Origin of the sequence: Pseudomonas sp. PA15(2017) (genome assembly GCF_001945395.1) — a bacterium.
In the GTDB taxonomy this organism is placed as follows: domain Bacteria; phylum Pseudomonadota; class Gammaproteobacteria; order Pseudomonadales; family Pseudomonadaceae; genus Aquipseudomonas.
Window position 1 is genome coordinate 24023 of the sequence record NZ_MSXV01000007.1, and the last position, 14081, is coordinate 38103.

15 protein-coding genes are annotated in these 14081 nt (G+C 64.2%); 10 read left to right on the plus strand and 5 right to left on the minus strand.

Features of this window, described 5'->3' with window-relative positions; genetic code table 11:
• Positions 1-78: 78 nt before the first annotated feature.
• Both BVH03_RS02230 and BVH03_RS02235 read left to right on the plus strand, forming a co-directional pair.
• Positions 79-1098: a methyl-accepting chemotaxis protein gene (locus BVH03_RS02230; RefSeq protein WP_371915333.1), complete on the plus strand. Its 1020-nt coding sequence runs from the start codon at positions 79-81 to the stop codon at positions 1096-1098.
• A 61-nt stretch (positions 1099-1159) separates the two neighbouring features.
• Positions 1160-1759: a tRNA-uridine aminocarboxypropyltransferase gene (locus BVH03_RS02235; protein ID WP_075959677.1), complete on the plus strand. Its 600-nt coding sequence runs from the start codon at positions 1160-1162 to the stop codon at positions 1757-1759.
• Positions 1760-1773: 14 nt separating this feature from the next.
• Here BVH03_RS02235 and BVH03_RS02240 read toward each other — a convergent pair whose 3' ends face one another.
• The 3 genes from BVH03_RS02240 to BVH03_RS02250 form a co-directional block, all read right to left on the minus strand.
• Positions 1774-2622, minus strand: a complete 849-nt coding sequence (locus BVH03_RS02240; RefSeq protein ID WP_075959678.1) for a pirin family protein — start codon at positions 2620-2622, stop codon at positions 1774-1776.
• A gap of 131 nt (positions 2623-2753) precedes the next feature.
• Positions 2754-3536 carry a VacJ family lipoprotein gene (locus tag BVH03_RS02245; protein ID WP_075959679.1) on the minus strand — a complete coding sequence of 261 codons (783 nt, stop codon included), beginning with the start codon at positions 3534-3536 and terminating at the stop codon, positions 2754-2756.
• Entirely contained in the window at positions 3529-4827 is a 1299-nt protein-coding gene (locus BVH03_RS02250; protein ID WP_075959680.1) for a serine/threonine protein kinase, read from the minus strand. Before BVH03_RS02250 ends, BVH03_RS02245 begins: the two co-directional genes overlap by 8 nt.
• A 276-nt stretch (positions 4828-5103) precedes the next feature.
• Here BVH03_RS02250 and BVH03_RS02255 point away from each other — a divergent pair, with 276 nt between their 5' ends.
• Entirely contained in the window at positions 5104-5478 is a 375-nt protein-coding gene (locus BVH03_RS02255; RefSeq protein ID WP_075959681.1) for a hypothetical protein, read from the plus strand.
• Positions 5479-5691: 213 nt separating this feature from the next.
• Here BVH03_RS02255 and BVH03_RS26295 read toward each other — a convergent pair whose 3' ends face one another.
• A complete protein-coding gene (locus tag BVH03_RS26295) occupies positions 5692-5856 on the minus strand; it encodes a hypothetical protein (RefSeq protein WP_168175593.1) in 165 nt (54 codons plus the stop codon).
• 129 nt (positions 5857-5985) lie between these two features.
• Entirely contained in the window at positions 5986-7539 is a 1554-nt protein-coding gene (locus tag BVH03_RS02260; protein WP_075959682.1) for a beta (1-6) glucans synthase, read from the minus strand.
• Between the two features lie 182 nt (positions 7540-7721).
• Between BVH03_RS02260 and BVH03_RS02265 the strand changes: the two genes are divergently transcribed.
• From BVH03_RS02265 to fliJ, 7 genes are all read left to right on the plus strand, one after another.
• A complete protein-coding gene (locus BVH03_RS02265; protein ID WP_075959837.1) occupies positions 7722-8048 on the plus strand; it encodes a helix-hairpin-helix domain-containing protein in 327 nt (108 codons plus the stop codon).
• A 230-nt stretch (positions 8049-8278) separates the two neighbouring features.
• Complete coding sequence (gene fliE / locus BVH03_RS02270; RefSeq protein ID WP_075959683.1) at positions 8279-8608, plus strand: flagellar hook-basal body complex protein FliE; 330 nt, start codon at positions 8279-8281, stop codon at positions 8606-8608.
• Positions 8609-8624: 16 nt separating this feature from the next.
• Positions 8625-10427, plus strand: coding sequence for a flagellar basal-body MS-ring/collar protein FliF (fliF, locus tag BVH03_RS02275; protein ID WP_075959684.1), 1803 nt, complete (start codon positions 8625-8627; stop codon positions 10425-10427).
• A complete protein-coding gene (gene fliG, locus BVH03_RS02280) occupies positions 10420-11436 on the plus strand; it encodes a flagellar motor switch protein FliG (RefSeq protein WP_075959685.1) in 1017 nt (338 codons plus the stop codon). The genes fliF and fliG overlap by 8 nt, the downstream gene beginning before the upstream one ends.
• Before the next feature lie 3 nt (positions 11437-11439).
• Entirely contained in the window at positions 11440-12228 is a 789-nt protein-coding gene (gene fliH, locus BVH03_RS02285; protein WP_075959686.1) for a flagellar assembly protein FliH, read from the plus strand.
• A complete protein-coding gene (gene fliI / locus BVH03_RS02290; RefSeq protein WP_075959687.1) occupies positions 12218-13576 on the plus strand; it encodes a flagellar protein export ATPase FliI in 1359 nt (452 codons plus the stop codon). Before fliH ends, fliI begins: the two co-directional genes overlap by 11 nt.
• A 3-nt stretch (positions 13577-13579) precedes the next feature.
• The gene (gene fliJ / locus BVH03_RS02295) at positions 13580-14032 is read left to right on the plus strand and encodes a flagellar export protein FliJ (RefSeq protein WP_075959688.1); all 453 of its coding nucleotides are present in this window, start codon (positions 13580-13582) and stop codon (positions 14030-14032) included.
• Positions 14033-14081: the final 49 nt, after the last annotated feature.

Genomic DNA, 14081 nt, shown 5'->3' on the forward strand with positions numbered 1-14081 from the left:
ATCATCGCCGCGCTGATTATTCTGGCCGCCCAGACCATGCTTTCCGGGATATGGCTGGCGCTGTTGGTGGCTGCGGTAATGGCCGCGCTGGGCTCCTATCAGCTGTACAGCAAGCGCGCGTTGATCCGTCGGACCCTGGGTGAGCACCCCAAGGCCTTCACCAGCGGCCTGGTGGCGCTTACCTACAGCGACAACCGCGGTGCTCAGGCGCTGCTCGACATGGCCATGATCAGCGAGGAGGCCCGCCTGCAGACGGCCCTTACGCGCCTCGAGGATGCCGGTGTCAACGTCAAGCGGCAGGCGGCCCAGGCTGCCGGCTTTTCGCGCGCCGGGGCGGAGATGCTCGACCAGCAGCGCAGCGAAACCGACCAGTCGGCGACAGCCATCAATCAGATGGCCGCCACCATTCAGGAAGTCACTCAGAACGTACAGAGCACCAGCCACGCCGCCGAGGAGGCGGATCGCCTGGCCAGGGAAGGGCGGCAACTGGCGGGCGGCAGCCTGGAGTCCATGCAGCACATGGCCAAGGCCGTGGTGGATATCGGCCAGGCGGTAAACGATCTGGCCAACTCGACGCAGTCGATCGGCAGCGTAGCCGATGTGATCACCTCGATTGCCGAGCAGACCAACCTGCTCGCGCTCAACGCAGCCATCGAGGCGGCGCGTGCGGGCGAGCAGGGGCGTGGTTTTGCCGTGGTGGCCGATGAAGTGCGTTCGCTCGCCTCGCGTACCCGAGAGTCGACCCAGCAGATCCACCAGATCATCGCCTCGCTGCGGGCCGGTGCCGAGCGTGCCGTCGTCACGGCCGGGCGGGGCGAGGAAATTTCCCGGGAAAGCGTACAGAGCGTGGAGGCGGTGCGTATCGCCCTGGATGGCATCAGCGAGTCGGTGAGCCGCATCAGCGGCATGAGCCAGCAGATCGCGGCAGCCTCCGAAGAGCAGGGCCAGGTGGCGGACGACATCAGCCGGCAGATCACCCGCATCGCCCAGCTTTCCGAGCAGGGCGCCGAACAGGCCCATCAAGGGGCGGCGATTGGCAAGGAGCTGGAAAGCATGGCCGATTACCTGCATAGCCTGGCCGAGCGCTTCAACCGCTGACCTACTGCCTCGGCTGCGCGGCGTGTGCTGTGGCACACTGCGCGGCCGAGGAGACCCGCCTATGCCACGCCCCCGTTGTAGCCGCTGCAGGCGCCCAGCCAGCCACTGCCTGTGCACCTTGATTCCCGACTTGCCGAGCCGAACCGAGGTGCTGGTGCTGCAGCACTCCGATGAAGTCGATCATGCGCTCAATACCGCGAACCTTGCGGTGTTGGGGCTGCGCAATGCAGCGTTGTGGGTGGGCGAGGTATTCGCAGCGCTACCGGATTGGCTGGCGGAGCCCGGTTATCGCCCCTGCCTGCTGTTCCCAGGTGAGCAGGCGCGCCCGATCAACGAGCTTTGCGCCGATGACGACCGACGCCCCATGCGCGTGGTGGTGCCCGATGGCACCTGGCGCAAGGCACGCAAGCTTGTCTACCTGAATCCGGCGCTGCAAGCGTTGCCGCGGGTGACCCTGCTCGATGCGCCGCCATCGCGCTACCGGCTGCGCAAGGCGTCGATGGAGGGATCGCTGTCGACCCTGGAGGCGATAGTCGAGGTGCTGAACGTCCTGGAGGCGCCTGGCGATTATCGTGAATTGCTCAAACCCTTCGATGCATTGATCGAAGGGCAGATCGCGGCGATGGGCGAGGCCACCTTCCGACGCAACCACTCACGCTGAGCGGCGATAACCGCTCAGGCGAAGCTGCCGTCACGGAAGTCGCGCAGCGCCTGCTCGATCTCTTCCCGGCTGTTCATCACGAACGGGCCGTACTGCACGATCGGCTCACTCAACGGTTTGCCTGCGATCAGCAGCACGCTGGCGCCGCTGGCACTGCTGATCGACAGCTCGCCTTGGTCGTCCAGGCGCACCAGGCGGCCGGCTTGTACCTCATGGCTCTCTTGAATGTGTGCCTCACCCGCGTAGACGTAAAGCAAGGCACGGTGACCCGCGGGAAGTTCCGGGCGCACACGGCTGCCGGCAGGCAGGCGCAGGTCGAGAATATGCGGCTCGGTATGGGGACGCTGCACGGCGCCGACCTGGCGGTGCTCGCCTTCGACGAAGGCGCCAGCGATGGCCACCACCTCGACGCCCTGATCGGTGTGCAGGCGCGGAATCTGCGCGTTGGGAATATCGCGATAGGCCGGATCGGCCATCTTGTCGCGGCCCGGCAGATTCAACCAGAGCTGGAAGCCGCGCATGGCGCCCCGTTCCTGTTCGGGCATCTCGCTGTGAATGATGCCCCGGGCGGCGGTCATCCACTGCACGTCGCCGCCTTTCAGCAGGCCCACGTTGCCAAGGTGATCCTCGTGGCGCATGCGGCCCTCGAGCATGTAGGTGATGGTCTCGAAGCCACGGTGCGGGTGGGGCGGGAAGCCAGCGATGTAATCGTCGGCATTGTCGGTGCTGAATTCGTCGAGCATCAGGAACGGATCGAAACGTTCGATGCCGGCGCCACCAATGACGCGATTCAGGCGCACGCCAGCACCATCGGAGGCAGGCTGACCGGGTTGAACGGCGAGAGCGCGGCGTAGCGGGTTCATCTGGCTGGCTCCCGTTGAAAACGAAGTGTCCATGGTAGGCCAGCCCAACTGTCGAATGGTTGGGAAAAGATCAACTCATCTATCGATAAAGTCGATATAGCGAGCGGCGCCAAGGGCGCCGCCTGCGCGCGTCACTCCGCGATCTGCAGCTTGCGCGACTCGGTATAGAAGAAACGCAATTTCTCGTACTCGAACGGCGAGTTCAGCTGGCCGTAGCGGAAGCTGGTGGTCGAGCGCTGGTCGATGCCTCTGACCACGATGACTTCCGGGTGGCTGCTGCTGACCTTGGCAACGTTGAGGTAGTTGATCTCCTGGGCGACGCCGAAGTCCACGACCAGGCCCGTGGTGTCGCGCAGGTTGGATGGGCCGAGAATCGGCAGCATCAGGTACGGGCCGGCGGGTGTGCCGTAGAAACCGAGGGTCTGGCCGAAGTCTTCGCGGTGCTTGGGCAGGCCCATGAGCGTGGCTGGATCCCACAGGCCGGCCACGCCCAGCGTGGTGTTGAACAACAAGCGGGCAGTGGTGTTCAGGGCCCGTTCGCCTTTGAGCTGCAGGACGCTGTTGATCAGGTTGGGCACGTCGCCCAGGTTACCGAAGAAGTTGGTCACGCCTTTTTGCACGAAGCCTGGGGTGACGTAGCGGTAACCGTCGACCACGGGCAGGAACACCCATTGATCGAAGCGGTAGTTGAAGTGATAGACGCGGCGGTTCCAGGATTCCAGCGGGTCGTGGATCTCCAGCGCCGACAGGGTCGAGCGTTCGAACTCGCGCTGGTTCAGGCCCGGGTTGAACGTGAGCTTCCTGAGCGGCTGTTTGAAGCCATCGTCATCGACGGGGGCGGTGGTTTGCGCGGAGGCGGTGCCGCAACTCAACACGGCAGCGAACAATGCGAGAGTAGGAAAGGACTTAGCCACGGAAGAACTCCAACATGTCGTTGCTGTTGACGCGGTAATTGAGGTTGCCGCAGTGGCCGCCGTAGGGGTACACGGTCAGGCGATCGCCCATGGTGCGGCGCAGAAAGCCCAGGTCGCCAGGGCCGAGAATCACGTCATCGGCGTTGTGCATCACGGCGATTTTCGGGCTGTTCTTCAGGTAATCCTCGATACCGTACAGGCTGACCTCGTTGATCAGTTGATGGATGCTGCCACCGCCATAGCGGGCACGCCACATGGGGATCAGTTGCTCGGTCATGTAACAGTCGAAGTCGCACTGCAGCGCGCGGCGGAAGAACGGCGTCAGGCTGGTGCCTTCGCCGATCGGGTAGTCGACGGGCGTGACCAGACCACGGCGGTTGATCAGGTCCGAGGTGAAGGTGATGTCGGCGGCCGAGAAGCGGAACGAGGTGCCGATCAGCATGGCCAACTGTTCGTTGGTCAGCTGTTCCTTGGACTGCTGGAAGTCGTAGAGCAGGGCGTCGTTGATGTCCACGTAACCCTTCTGCTGGAAGTAGCGGGTCAGTTTGGCCAGCACCAGCTCGTAGAACGTCGTGCGGTTGGTGATGCCCTTGACCTGGGTCTGTACCAGGCGATCGAGGTTGGTGATCGAGGTGTACAGGTTGACCGGCGGGTTGAGCATCAGCACGCGCTTGAAGTTGAAGCTGCGGCGGGTCTCGTCCAATTGGCTGACGAAGGCGGCGTGCAGGGCGCCGAGGCTGTAGCCGGTCAGGTAATAGTCGGTGACCTGCAGGCGCGGGTGCTGGGCGCGCACGGCCTGCATGGCGCGGTACATGTCTTCGGCATCGTCGCGGCTGATGCCGGGCGTGGCGAAACGCGAGGCGGAAGTCATGAAGTCGTAGCTGGTCGGCGACGAAAGCTGCACGACGTGGTAACCGGCCCCATAGAAGAGTCTCTTCAGGTACTCGGGCGTGCTGCTCGAGTAATGGGCGCCGGTTCCGGCGATGATGAAGATCAGCGGCGCTGGCCCATTCTGCTCGGCCAGCCGGTAACTCATCTTGGTCACCGCCCAGAAATTGTCGGGCAGCTGGAACTGACGCTCCGGACGCAGGCGAACCTGATAGTCACCCTGCTTGATGTCCGCGTCTTCGGGCAGCTCGGGGCGCAGGTCCGGCGGCGTGGTGGCAATGGTGGCTTCGAACGGGTTGGTCAGCGGGTAGCCGTAGGTCTGCGCATCGATGTCGGCGGCCCACAGGGGCGCGCTGAGCAGCAGAGTGCCGAGCAGAGCTGCAAGACGGGGAATGAAAGACATACAAGATCCCTTTGGAAGAGAACATTCTTTTCAGAGGAGGGCCGGCAAGCCGGTGCTTTCGGCATCAGCCGCGATGGCTAGGACAACCGCCGTTGTATCAAAGTGCCATAGGAAATTCTGCCATACCGCAAGTGCGGTATACCAGAGCGCGATCAGGCTGCCAACGCCCTTGTCCACGGGGCTTTACGCCGTATTCGATCAGCAGAGATTTGCCGCTTGCATCCGCCTGCCGGGAGATTATGCTGAGCGCCGTTTTCAAACCCTCTGGAGCGCAACATGCCTCGTCGTTTACCCATCGTCGCCTTGGTGATCGCAGCACTCGTCTGCGTGATCGCCAGTTACGCGTTGCGCTACCTGCTCATGGAGGGGGGTCAGTGGGTTGGCCGCTGCGTCGAAGACCCGAGCATCCTGGCTTGTCAGGTGCGCGCCACCCTTGGCTGGATGATTCATCTGCGTGTCATCGCCTGGGCAGCGCTGGGCTGTGCGCTGCTGGCATTCGTTCTGCCTGGTGCCTGGGGCTGGCGCCTGGCCGTGCCGGGACTGCTGCTCGGTTTGCCGGCGCTGGCGCTGTATACCGCGAGCCTCGCGGTGTTCGCAGTCGTTCTTGCTTTGCTTCGTCTGGTGCGCGCGCCCGCGGTGGTGACGCGCTGAGAGCCTGTTCACGCCCTTTCGGCTCGGTTTCGGCGCGTTGACTGCAAAGTGGCGGGGGCACCTAGTCCATGCCCGCGATTTTTCGCGCGCATGGCGCGTTCCCATAGTCGGTCGGCGAACGGCTGCCATTGCCTTGTAGCAGTTTCTGCAATATCGCCTGGAACCATCGTGAACAGGCTCCAAGACGCATGCCCTTCGACGTCTTGTCCGTTGTCAGCAATCGGGTGCATTAGCCGAAGGCGTAATGCGCCGAACGATGACCGCCACATCACGAAAACCAAAAAGCGCAAACACCCGGCGCGAGGCAGAACGTTCGGTGTTGCACAGCATGTCGCCTTTCGCGATGAACGGCGGATTACGCTCCCGGGTTTCGCCCACCGGATAACGCCTTCGGCTAATCCAGGTTACCGGTGATCCATCCGCATCAGGGATTTGCTCGAATACGTTGGAATACGTGGCTCCAGGACGTCGGGCGCTGCGCGGCAAGCGCAGCGCCCGCAGTGGGGGCTACTGCTTCGAGTGGCGTACGCCGCGCCATAGAGCCGCTGCCAGCAGGGCGCTGGTGACGGCCCAGCCGATGGCCTGCAGGTTATCCAGGGTTTCCTCGTAGAGCTGCGGCACGATGCCGGCAGCGATCAATACCGCCAGCAAGGTGATTTCCCGGCGCGGCCCTGCCACCGGGCGCAGCAGATACACCAGTGCCGGCAACAGCAATGCGGCACTCGGGAAGCTGCGGTAGCGCGCATCGGCGACCATCGCCAGCATCATCACCGCACCGGCAAAGCCGGCTGCCGCCAGCCACCAGCCGGCACGGCGCTCCAGCCAGCCAAAGGCCTGGGCCCGCCAGCCCTGCGCCGTGGACAGGGCCAGCGCGGCATGGGCCAGTACCAGCAGGTTGAGGGCGAGCAGGGCGCCTGCCCACAGCCATTCGCCGACATAGCGGCTGGTGACCCAGGCCAGCTCCGCCCACAGGCCGATGCAGGCGGCGCCCAGTGCGGCCAGCAACGGCAACAGCACGGCGCTGCGCGTCGAACTCGGGCGGCCGCCGACCAGCAGGCCGAAGGCCAGAACACCCGTGCTGATGGCCAGCCACAGAGGCCAGTGCGGCAGGTTGGAAACCGGGCCGGCGAGGATCGACTTGTCCTGGCGGTCAGCGTCGTACAGGCCCCAGAAACCGCCCACTGCACCTTCGCTCACGCGTTTCCAGGGTTGGTCGAAGGCTTCGATCAGGTTGTAGCGCCAGCCGTGCTGTTCGGCCAGGGCGACGAAGCCGCGGATGAAGGTGGCCTGGTTGACGCGGCTGGGCACGGCGGTCTCGCGCTGGCGGCCTTCGCTGGGCCAGCCGGTCTCACCGATCATGATGTCCTTCGGTGCGAACTGCTTGCCGAACAGCTCGCGCACCTCGGTCACTTCGTGCAGGGCCGCGTCGATGCCGGCCGGGTTGTCTTCCCAGTACGGCAGCAGGTGAATGGTTATGAAGTCCACCGCCGGCGCCACTTCCGGATGCTTGAGCCAGAACTCCCAGACGTCGGCATAGGTGACGGGTTGGCTGATCTCGGCCTTGACCTGGTTGATCAGCTCGACCAGTTGCCCGCCGGTGACTTCCTTGCGCAGCAGTGCTTCGTTACCAACGATGACCGCCTCGACCACATCCGGATTTTCCTTGGCCAGCTTGATCAGGCCCTGGATCTCGATGGCCGTGTCATGGGGGTTACGGCTGACCCAGGCACCGGTGATCAGCTTCAAGCCGTGCTTGCGGGCCAGTTCCGGCAGCGCCTCCAGGCCGGTGACCGAGTAGGTGCGGATGCATTGGAAGCGCTCGGCCAGCAGCGCCAGGTCGGTGTCCATCTGCTCCGGGTGGATCTGCAGAGGGAGATCGAAGGGCGACTGGTCCTTGCCGAACGGCGTGTACGACGCGCATTGCAATTTGTGGGTCGGCGTGGCCGCGTCGGCCAGCACCACCGGCTTGCCGATGATTTGCCAGAGGCTGCCCAATGCGAGAAAACCGACGATGCAGGCACAGAGGTAGGGGAGCAGAGGAAAGCGGGCGGTGGCGGGCATGGTCGAACACGCATGGTAATGGAGACGGCGCATCTTAGCGGCGAGCAAGGCCTTTAGATAGACGGGAAAAGGTAGTTACAAAGGCTCCTTTGACGGGACGTTCAGACTGGCTATTTTCATCGTGCGGCGTGAGGAACACCCGCGTCGCTCAACTCGAGTGGAACTTACAGAGGATGTTGATCATGCTGAAAGCTACCCTGCAAGCCCTGTTGTTTTCCTTGGTTGCCAGTGCGTCATGGCTGGCCAGCGCCAATGAGGCGGCGAAGGCACCCGCGTCCGAGCCTGTGGCCCAGCAAGTGGCCGAACTCAATCCCGTCAACCTCAATACTGCCGATGCCGAGACCCTGCAGCGCGAGCTCAGCGGCGTTGGTGCGGTAAAGGCACAGGCCATCGTCGCTTATCGCGATACCCACGGTGAGTTCGCCTCGGTGGACGAACTGCTCGAAGTCAAAGGCATCGGTGAAGCCTTGCTCGAGCGCAACCGCGACAAGCTGACAGTCAGCCAGTAGCGGCGGGTGTCCCGGGCCGCGCCTCCTTCGGGGGCGCGGCTTTTTCATGGGCAACAGCTTTCAGTCACCGCCGCTCCATCGCGAGCCGGGGGCAAGACTGGCGCGTTTTCTGCTTCGTCTGCCTGGTGGTCATGGATTGATGGCGGGGAGGTAGTTGGCACCCTTGTTGCAAATGCCTTTGGCAAAGCACGCGCGGCGTCAAAAAACCGCGGTCAGGTGGAGGAAAGGTCATGAGTCAGGGTGTCGCGTTCAATCGTCTAATGCTGGAAATGCGCTCGATGCAGGCCGAGGCCATGGCGCGCAAACCGGCTGCGCCCCAGGCTCAGGAAGTCGGTGCGCCGAGCTTCTCGGACATGCTCGGCCAGGCGGTGAACAAGGTCAGCGAAACTCAGCAGGCGGCCGGCCAATTGGCCAACGCCTTCGAAATGGGCCAAAGCGGCGTCGACCTGACCGACGTAATGATCGCTTCGCAGAAATCCAGTGTTTCGTTTCAGGCCATGACCCAAGTGCGCAACAAGCTGGTTCAGGCGTATCAAGACATCATGCAGATGCCGGTTTAAGGGGTAGATTTCGATCATGGCCGACGCTCTCGCCGCAAACGTACCTGCCACCGCCGCCGACAACGCGCCGAAGAAGCCGCTGTTCGGGCTGACCTTCCTGGAAAACCTCTCCGACATGCCGCTGCTGCGTCAGGCCGGTCTGCTGATCGGCCTGGCCGCCAGCGTGGCGATCGGTTTCGCTGTGGTGCTGTGGTCGCAGCAGCCCGAGTACAAGCCGCTGTATGGCAGCCTCGATGGCATGGATGCGCGTGGCGTAATGGAAACCCTGGCCGCCGCGAATATCGATTACACCATCGAGCCGAATTCCGGCGCCCTGCTGGTCAAGTCCTCCGACCTGGCCCAGGCACGCATTCGCCTGGCGTCCGCTGGTGTGGCGCCGACCGATACCAGCATCGGTTTCGAGATCCTCGACAAGGAGCAGGGCCTCGGTACCAGCCAGTTCATGGAGGCGACCCGCTACCGCCGTGGCCTGGAAGGTGAGCTGGCGCGCACTGTATCGAGCCTGAACAACGTCAAGGCCGCCCGCGTTCACCTGGCGATCCCGAAGAGTTCGGTGTTCGTGCGTGACGAGCGCAAGCCCAGCGCCTCGGTGCTGGTCGAGCTGTATGCCGGGCGCAGCCTGGAGCCGAGCCAGGTGATGGCGATCGTCAACCTGGTGGCCAGCAGCGTGCCGGAGATGGACAAGGGCCAGGTCACCGTGGTCGACCAGAAGGGCAATCTGCTGTCCGATCAGCAGGAAATGTCCGAGTTGAGCATGGCCGGCAAACAGTTCGACTACAGCCGCCGCATGGAAAGCCTGTTCACCCAGCGCGTGCACAACATCCTGCAGCCGGTGCTTGGCGTAGGTCGCTACAAGGCCGAAGTGTCCGCCGACGTGGATTTCAGCGCCGTCGAATCGACCTCGGAAACCTTCAACCCGGATCAGCCGGCCCTGCGCAGCGAGCAGCAGGTCAACGAACAACGCAGCAGCGGTAGCGGCCCTCAAGGCGTACCGGGTGCGCTGAGCAATCAACCGCCAGGCCCGGCTGCCGCGCCGCAGCAGGCCGGTGGTGTCGCTGCACCCGGCGGCCCGATCGCCCCCGGCCAGCCACTGGTCGACGCCAATGGCCAGCAGATCATGGACCCGGCCACTGGCCAGCCGATGCTGGCGCCGTACCCGGCCGACAAGCGTGACCAGTCGACCCGCAACTTCGAGCTCGATCGTTCGGTCAGCTACACCAAGCAGCAGCAGGGTCGCCTGCGCCGGCTTTCCGTCGCCGTGGTGGTCGATGACCAGATGCGTGTCGATCCGGCTACCGGCGAAGCCACCCGTGTGCCGTGGACCAGCGACGACCTGGCGCGCTTCACTCGCCTGGTCCAGGATTCGGTCGGTTACGATGCCAGCCGTGGCGACAGCGTCAGCGTGATCAACACGCCGTTCAGCAGTGAACCCGCGGAAGTGATCGAGGTACCGTGGTACCAGAGCGAACTGTTCCTGATGGCCATGGGCGGCCTCAAGTCGCTGTTTCCGGCCCTGTTGATCTTCCTGCTGGTGTGGTTCGTACTGCGCCCGGTACTCAACAACATCACCGGTGGCGGCAAAGGCAAGGAGCTGGCCCTGGCCGGCGGCGGTCGCGACGGCGACGTCGACCTCGGCGAGATGGGTGGCATGGATGGGCTGGCCTCCGATCGGGTAAGCCTCGGCGGGCCGCAAAGCATTATGTTGCCGAGCCCGAGCGAGGGGTATGATGCACAACTGAACGCGATCAAGAGTTTGGTCGCCGAAGATCCGGGCCGCGTCGCCCAGGTAGTCAAAGACTGGATCAATGCCGATGAATGAGAACCGCACCCCCACCAAGATGAGCAAGGTCGAGAAGGCCGCCATCCTGCTGCTGTCGCTCGGCGAGACCGATGCGGCTCAGGTGCTTCGCCATCTCGGGCCCAAGGAAGTCCAGCGCGTGGGTGTGGCGATGGCCGCCATGCGCAACATTCACCGCGAGCAGGTCGAGCAGGTGATGGGCGAGTTCGTCGAAACCGTCGGCGACCAGACCAGCCTGGGCGTGGGCGCCGACGGCTACATCCGCAAGATGCTTACCCAGGCCCTCGGCGAGGACAAGGCCGGCAACCTGATCGACCGTATCCTGCTCGGTGGCAGCACCAGCGGCCTGGACAGCCTGAAGTGGATGGAGCCGCGTGCGGTCGCCGATGTGATTCGCTACGAGCACCCGCAGATTCAGGCCATCGTGGTCGCCTACCTGGACCCGGACCAGGCCGGCGAAGTGCTTGGGCACTTCGACCACAAGGTGCGCCTGGACATCGTCCTGCGGGTGTCATCGCTTAACACCGTGCAGCCCGCTGCGCTCAAGGAGTTGAACCTGATTCTGGAGAAGCAGTTCTCCGGCAGCTCCAACACCACCCGCGCCACCATGGGCGGCGTGAAGCGCGCTGCGGACATCATGAACTTCCTCGACAGTTCGGTCGAAGGGCCGCTGATGGATTCGATCCGCGAGATCGACGAGGACCTGTCGTCGCAGATCGAAGACCTGATGTTCGTCTTCGATAACCTGGCCGACGTCGACGACCGCGGCATCCAGGCGCTGCTGCGCGAGGTCTCCTCCGACGTGCTGGTATTGGCCCTCAAGGGTGCGGACGAGGCGATCAAGGAAAAGGTCTTCAAGAACATGTCCAAACGGGCCGCCGAATTGTTGCGCGACGATCTGGAGGCCAAGGGGCCGGTTCGGGTCAGCGACGTGGAAACGGCGCAGAAGGAAATCCTCACCATTGCCCGACGCATGGCCGAGGCCGGCGAGATCGTGCTGGGCGGCAAGGGTGGCGAGGAGATGGTGTAATCCATGGCGGGCAAGGAACCAGTCAGCGAACTGATTCGCGCCAAGGATCTGGGCAGCGTCGATCGTTGGTCGCTGCCCAGCTTCGACGAGCATGACGACTCGCAGCAGGACGTCCCGGCCCCGGAGGCCGTCGTGCCCGAGGCGCCACCGCCGCCACCTCAGGAAAGCGAGGAAGTGGCCCTCGAGGACGTCAAACCCTTGACGCTCGACGAGCTCGAAGCCATCCGTCAGGATGCCTACAACGAAGGCTTCGCCACCGGCGAGAAAGATGGCTTTCGTGCCGGCCAGCTCAAGGCCAAGCAAGAGGCTGACGCGGCTTTGGCCGGCCGAATGCAGGCGCTCGAGCAGGTCATGGGCCATCTGTTCGAGCCGATCGCCGAGCAGGATCAGCAGTTGGAAGTCGCCCTGGTGGCCCTGGTCGGGCAGATCTCCCGCGAAGTCATCCAGCGTGAGCTGAGCCGCGACTCCAGCCAGATTCGCCAGGTGCTGCGCGAGGCCCTCAAGCTGCTGCCGATGGGCGCCGAGAACATCCGTATTCACCTCAATCCTCAGGACTTCGAGCTGGTCAAGGCGTTGCGCGACCGCCACGAAGAAAGCTGGCGGATTCTCGAGGACGACTCGCTGCTGCCGGGTGGTTGCCGGGTGGAAAGCGAGCACAGCCGTATCGATGCCAGCGTGGAAACCCGCCTGAGCCAGGCGCTCAAGCAACTCTTCGAGCAGCAGCGCGAGCACGCCACCACGCCGCGCGCTGCCGATATGGTCATCGACCTGGATGCCAGCGATGCGCCTTGAGCGCCTCAGCTTCGCCCGCCGCCTGGACGGTTACGGTGAGGCCGTCAAACTGCCGACCCAACCCATCGTCGAAGGACGTCTGCTGCGCATGGTCGGCCTTACCCTCGAGGCCGAAGGGCTGCGTGCCGCGCTCGGTAGCCGCTGCCTGGTGATCAATGACGACAGCTATCATCCGGTGCAGGTCGAGGCCGAGGTCATGGGCTTCTCCTCCGGCAAGATCTATCTGATGCCGGTCGGCAGCCTGGCCGGTATCGCGCCGGGCGCCCGGGTGGTGCCGCTGCCGGATACCGGGCGCCTGCCCATGGGCATGTCGATGCTTGGCCGGGTGCTCGACGGCGCCGGGCGCGCTCTGGACGGCAAGGGTGGCATGAAGGCCGAGGATTGGGTGCCGATGGACGGCCCGACCATCAACCCGCTCAAGCGCCATCCGATCAGCGAACCGCTGGACGTCGGCATCCGCAGCATCAATGGCCTGCTCACCGTCGGCCGCGGCCAGCGTCTGGGCCTGTTCGCCGGTACCGGGGTGGGTAAATCGGTGTTGCTGGGCATGATGACCCGCTTCACCGAAGCCGAGATCATCGTGGTCGGCCTGATCGGTGAACGGGGCCGTGAGGTGAAGGAATTCATCGACGAGATTCTCGGCGAGGAGGGCATCAAGCGTTCTGTAGTCGTCGCCTCGCCAGCCGATGATGCGCCGCTGATGCGCCTGCGCGCCGCCATGTACTGCACGCGCATCGCCGAATACTTCCGCGACAAGGGCAAGAACGTCCTGCTGCTGATGGATTCGCTGACCCGTTTCGCCCAGGCCCAGCGGGAAATCGCCCTGGCCATTGGCGAGCCACCCGCCACCAAGGGTTATCCGCCTTCGGTGTTCGCCAAGCTGCCGCGCCTGGTCGAACGGGCCGGTAACGCCGAGGCGGGCGGTGGTTCGATCACCGCTTTCTATACCGTGCTGTCCGAGGGCGACGATCAACAGGACCCCATCGCCGACGCGGCCCGCGGGGTACTCGACGGTCACTTCGTGTTGTCTCGGCGCCTGGCCGAAGAAGGCCATTATCCGGCCATCGATATCGAAGCCTCGATCAGCCGGGTGATGCCCCAGGTGGTCAGCCCCGAGCATATGCGCAACGCCCAGCGCTTCAAGCAGCTGTGGTCGCGCTATCAGCAGAGCCGCGACCTGATCAGCGTTGGTGCCTACGTACCGGGTGGCGATGCGGACACCGACCTGGCCATCGCCCGCCAGCCGGTCATGGTGCGCTACTTGCGCCAGGCCCTGGGCGAAAGCGAGAGCCTGGACAGCAGCCGCGAGTTGCTCGCCGCAGTGCTGAACCCCGCAGCGGCGTCATAACCCGTGGCCAACAGCCGAGCGGCGCGCCTGGCGCCGGTGGTCGACATGGCTGAAAAGGCCGAGCGCGAGGCGGCCCTGCAGCTCGGTCGTGCCCAGGGCCTGCTGGGGCAGGCGCAGAACAAGCTCGCCGATCTGGAAAAGTACCTGCAGGGCTACCAGCAGCAATGGATCAGCGAGGGCCAGCGCGGGGTTTCCGGTCAGTGGCTGATGAACTACCAGCGCTTTCTGTCCCAGCTCGACGTTGCGATTGCCCAGCAGCAGCAGGCGGTCAACTGGCACCGCAACAACCTGGACAAGGTTCGCGAGGTCTGGCAGCAGCGTTACGCCCGGCTGGAAGGGCTGCGCAAGCTGGTGCAGCGCTATCTGGACGAAGCGCGCCTGGCCGAGGACAAACGTGAGCAAAAACTGCTCGACGAGCTGTCCCAGCGGCTACCACGCCGCGATTCGATGGATTGATGGTTGCCGCTGACGCGGGCTAGTGCTAAATCTTCTTAAACCGAAATTC

Bases quoted from the DNA above. Each gene is read 5' to 3' on its own strand.
- BVH03_RS02230 (WP_371915333.1), top strand. From the start codon at position 79: ATGGCCGCGCTGGGCTCCTATCAGCTGTACAGCAAGCGCGCGTTGATC.
- BVH03_RS02235 (WP_075959677.1), top strand. From the start codon at position 1,160: ATGCCACGCCCCCGTTGTAGCCGCTGCAGGCGCCCAGCCAGCCACTGC.
- BVH03_RS02240 (WP_075959678.1), bottom strand. From the start codon at position 2,622: ATGAACCCGCTACGCCGCGCTCTCGCCGTTCAACCCGGTCAGCCTGCC.
- BVH03_RS02250 (WP_075959680.1), bottom strand. From the start codon at position 4,827: ATGTCTTTCATTCCCCGTCTTGCAGCTCTGCTCGGCACTCTGCTGCTC.
- BVH03_RS02255 (WP_075959681.1), top strand. From the start codon at position 5,104: ATGCCTCGTCGTTTACCCATCGTCGCCTTGGTGATCGCAGCACTCGTC.
- BVH03_RS02260 (WP_075959682.1), bottom strand. From the start codon at position 7,539: ATGCCCGCCACCGCCCGCTTTCCTCTGCTCCCCTACCTCTGTGCCTGC.
- BVH03_RS02265 (WP_075959837.1), top strand. From the start codon at position 7,722: ATGCTGAAAGCTACCCTGCAAGCCCTGTTGTTTTCCTTGGTTGCCAGT.
- fliE (WP_075959683.1), top strand. From the start codon at position 8,279: ATGAGTCAGGGTGTCGCGTTCAATCGTCTAATGCTGGAAATGCGCTCG.
- fliF (WP_075959684.1), top strand. From the start codon at position 8,625: ATGGCCGACGCTCTCGCCGCAAACGTACCTGCCACCGCCGCCGACAAC.
- fliG (WP_075959685.1), top strand. From the start codon at position 10,420: ATGAATGAGAACCGCACCCCCACCAAGATGAGCAAGGTCGAGAAGGCC.
- fliH (WP_075959686.1), top strand. From the start codon at position 11,440: ATGGCGGGCAAGGAACCAGTCAGCGAACTGATTCGCGCCAAGGATCTG.
- fliI (WP_075959687.1), top strand. From the start codon at position 12,218: ATGCGCCTTGAGCGCCTCAGCTTCGCCCGCCGCCTGGACGGTTACGGT.